This is a genomic window from Nocardioides sp., assembly GCF_035429765.1.
Classification (GTDB): domain Bacteria; phylum Actinomycetota; class Actinomycetes; order Propionibacteriales; family Nocardioidaceae; genus Nocardioides.
Map to the genome: position 1 here is coordinate 1 of NZ_DAOMFK010000272.1, position 3220 is coordinate 3220.

Here is a 3220-nt window from a genome sequence, read left to right on the forward strand (position 1 = left end):
GGTCCTGGCCGGCCACGGCGGTCCGGGGCCCTGGTGGCGGGTGGTGCGCGCCGACGGCACACCGCCCGAGCGGCACCGCCCGGAGGCCCACCAGGAGCACCTCGCCGAGGGCACGCCGCTGCGCGGGCCCGGCCAGGTCGACCTGCGCCGGGCGTTCTGGGACCCGGCCGACCCGGACCGCTCGTCCACAGCCGGCCCGCGCTGACCTGTGGACAACCCGGCTCGGCTGTGGAGGACTAGGGCCTGTCTGTGGACGACACGCCGAGAATCGGCACGATCCCAAGAAAGTTCGCGAAAACCCTTGTGCGGCAGGGGTTCTGGGGCATAGAACTTCTTCTACGCGGTCCTTCGGGAACGCGGGATCGCTCGGAAACGAGGGTCCTTTCGGCGGGGCAACTCGCCGCTGCGGCAGGGTGACGATGCCGTAGGGGCCCAGGCAGGAAGAGCGGTCGACCGGAGGCGTCACCAGGGTCCGGTCACCAGAAGGGCCCTTGTGACTCATACTCACAAGGGCCCTTCGCCTTTCCCGGACGTGTCCACTGTGCCTGTTCTCCGGGCCCGTTCCCCGGGCCCGTTCTCCGGTGGACAGCGGGTCACACGGACCTCGCGCGGCGTCACAATGGGCAGATGCTGTACGCCGTCGCGCACTCCGTCGTCCGCCCGGTCGTCATGGCGGTCTGGCGGCCGACCGTGCGCGGGCTGGAGAACATCCCGGCGACCGGGCCGGTGATCCTGGCCAGCAACCACCTGAGCTTCGCCGACAGCGTGGTGATCCCCGTCGTGGTCCCCCGCTCGGTGGTGTTCCTCGCCAAGGCCGACTACTTCACCGGCACCGGGCTGCGCGGCGCCGCCTCGCGGGCGTGGTTCGGCGGCCTCGGCATGCTGCCGGTCGACCGGGACGACTCGCGGGCCGCGCTCGGCAGCCTCGACATCGCGCTGGAGGTCCTGTCCCGCGGCGAGGCGTTCGGCATCTACCCCGAGGGCACCCGCTCCCGCGACGGCCGGCTCTACCGCGGCCGCACCGGCGTCGCGCACCTGGCCCTCCAGGCCGGCGTACCCGTCGTCCCCGTCGGGCTCGCCGGGACCGAGAAGCTCCAGCCCGTCGGGGCCCGGCTGCCACGGCTGGCCAAGGTCAGCGTCTCCTTCGGGGCCCCGCTGCACTTCGGCAGCTACGAGCAGAGCGTCCCCTCGGCGCGCGCCCGCCGGCGGGTCACCGACGAGATCATGGCGGCCATCGCCGAGCTGACCGGGCAGCCCATGGCCGACCACTACAACGACCGCCCGCTCGAGTCCTGACCACCCGCCGGGGCGTGGTGACGTCGTGGCTGCGCGGTCCCGGGGCCGGTGTCGGCGGCGGATGATTGGGTGGGACCCATGACCGCCACCGGACCCGCCTACCGCCTGGTCCGGCCCCGCCCGGCCCAGCACCGGCCGGTAGCGCTCGACGACGACCAGCTCCGTGTGGCCGACCACGCCGGTGGGCCGCTGCTGGTGCTGGCCGGCCCCGGCACCGGCAAGACCACCACGCTGGTCGAGGCCATCGCCCGACGGCTGGAGGAGGGGGTGGCGCCGGAGAGCGTGCTCGCCCTCACCTTCTCCCGCAAGGCCGCCGAGCAGCTGCGCGACCGGGTGACCGCCCGCGTGGGCCGGACCATGTCGACCTCACTCAGCTCCACCTTCCACTCCTTCGCCTTCGCCCTGGTCCGCCGCTACAGCCCCGTGGGCCTCTACGACCAGCCCCTCCGGCTGCTCTCCGCGGCCGAGCAGGACGTCGTCCTGCAGCAGATCCTGACCGCCGCGCAGGAGTCGGTGGTCTGGCCGGAGCCGGTGCGCGGCGCGCTCGGCACCAGGGGGTTCGCCGGCGAGGTGGCCCAGGTGCTGGCCCGGGCGCAGGAGAAGGGGCTCGGGTTCGACGCGCTGCGCCGGGTCGGCGAGGCCGAGGCGCTGCCGGAGCTGGTCGCCGCGGCCGCCTTCATGGAGCAGTACGACCAGGTCACCGCGAGCCAGAACCTGCTCGACTACCCGGGCCTGATCGCGACCGCCGTGAGGATGCTGCAGGACCCCGCCCAGCCGGTCCGCGAGGAGCTCCGCGCGCAGTACTCCCACGTGTTCGTCGACGAGTACCAAGACACCGACCCGGCGCAGGTGGCGATGCTGCAGGCCATCGCCGGTGACGGTCGCAACCTGGTCGTGGTGGGCGACCCGAACCAGTCGATCTACGCCTTCCGGGGGGCCGAGGTCAGGGGGATCCTGGAGTTCCCCGACCGGTTCCGGCAGCGCGACGGCCGGCCGGCCGAGACGGTGGTGCTCGGCACCACCCGTCGCTTCGGCTCCCGCATCCAGCGGGCGAGCCAGCAGGTGGCGGCCCGGCTGCCGCTCCCCGGGAGCGTGCCGGCCGCCGCCCGCGAGGCCTTCGCACGGCCCGTCTCCACCCACCCCGACCCCGGGCGGGTCGAGCTGCTCACCTTCGACACCGAGCGCGCCGAGGCCGAGCACCTGGCCGACCTGCTCCGCCGGGCCCATCTCGAGGACGGCGTGGCCTGGTCGGACATGGCGGTGCTGGTCCGGTCCGGGCGCACCACCATCCCCGGGCTGCGCCGCTCGCTGCTGGCGGCCGGGGTCCCGGTGGACGTGGCGGCCGACGACACCCCGCTGGTGCGGGAGCCGGCCGTCGTACCCCTGCTGGACGCGCTGGGCGCGGTGGTGCACCACGCCGTGGACGACCCGCACCACCCGGGGTACGTCGACGCCCAGCGTGCGCACGCCCTGCTGGCCTCGCCGCTCGCCGGCCTGGACGCCGCGGACGTGCGCCTGGTCGCCCGTCGGCTGAGGTCGGCGGAGAAGCGGGCCGCGGTCGCCGAGGGCCGTGGCCCGCGCGGGTCCGGAGAGCTGCTCCGGGCGGCACTGCTGGACCCCGAGCTGCTCGCCGGTGTTCCCGACCCCACCAGCGGCGAGCGCCGGGCCGCGTCACTCGCGATGCTGCTGCACCGGGCCCATGCGCAGATGCAGGAGGGGGCGACGGTCGAGGAGCTGCTGTGGCTGCTCTGGGACGGCACCGGCTGGCCCGGCCGGCTGCGGGCCTCCCTCGGTCGCGGGGGGCTGGCGGCCCGGCTCGCCCACCGCGACCTCGACGCGGTGTGTGCCCTCTTCGACGCCGCCGCCCGGGCCGAGGACCGCCGCGGGCACACCGGGGCCGGTGCCTTCCTCGAGAGCCTGGCCG

Annotated in this window: 3 protein-coding genes; all 3 read left to right on the forward strand. The window is 74.9% G+C overall.

Going from position 1 to position 3220, the window contains the following annotated elements; genetic code table 11:
- The coding region (locus tag PLP61_RS15975; RefSeq protein WP_502889093.1) for an MGMT family protein at window positions 1-205 on the forward strand (205 nt) is incomplete at its 5' end.
- A 422-nt stretch (window positions 206-627) separates the two neighbouring features.
- The gene (locus PLP61_RS15980) at window positions 628-1296 is read left to right on the forward strand and encodes a lysophospholipid acyltransferase family protein (protein WP_324503752.1); all 669 of its coding nucleotides are present in this window, start codon (window positions 628-630) and stop codon (window positions 1294-1296) included.
- A 78-nt stretch (window positions 1297-1374) separates the two neighbouring features.
- Window positions 1375-3220, forward strand: a 1846-nt coding sequence (locus PLP61_RS15985; RefSeq protein WP_324503753.1) for an ATP-dependent helicase, incomplete at its 3' end; no start/stop codon positions are given.